We start from the raw sequence: 737 nt of genomic DNA on the forward strand, positions 1-737 counted from the left end.
CTGGACCACCACCTCCAACCCGTCCCACCCGGCGTCCAAGGCGAGCTCTACATCACCGGCACCGGACTCGCCCGCGGCTACACCCACCAACCCGCCCTCACCGCCACCCACTTCACCCCCAACCCCCACAGCACCACCCCCGGCACACGCATGTACCGCACCGGAGACCTCGCCCACTGGACCCCCCACGGCCACCTCATCTTCCACGGACGCACCGACCACCAACTCAAAATCCGCGGCTACCGCATCGAACCCACCGAAATCGAAACCACCCTCACCAACCTCCCCCACATCACCGACGCCCTCGTCACCACCCACACCACCCACCACGACAAACGCCTCATCGCCTACACCGTCCCCACCCCCGGCCACCACCCCAACCCCCACCACATCCGCGAACAACTCACCGCCCTGCTCCCCGACTACATGGTCCCCACCACCGTCATCAACCTCCCCCACGGCCTCCCCGTCACCACCAACGGCAAAATCGACCACACCGCCCTCCCCCCCCCCGACTACACCACCACCCGCACCACCCACCACCCACCCCGCAACCCCCGCGAAGAAATCCTCTGCACCCTCTTCGCCCAAATCCTGGGACTGGACCGCGTCGGCATCAACGACGACTTCTTCACCCTGGGCGGCCACTCCCTCCTGGCCACCCAACTCATCGCACGCATCCACACCACCCTGGGCCTACACACCAGAGTCCGCACCCTCTTCGAAAACCCCACCGT

General features: G+C 66.6%; 1 protein-coding gene. It reads left to right on the top strand.

What is annotated here, in order from left to right:
- On the top strand, positions 1-737 hold a 737-nt coding region (locus Q8791_RS31720), incomplete at both ends, for a phosphopantetheine-binding protein (protein ID WP_330095548.1).

It is taken from the genome of Nocardiopsis codii (assembly GCF_036327455.1).
Lineage (GTDB): Bacteria > Actinomycetota > Actinomycetes > Streptosporangiales > Streptosporangiaceae > Nocardiopsis > Nocardiopsis codii.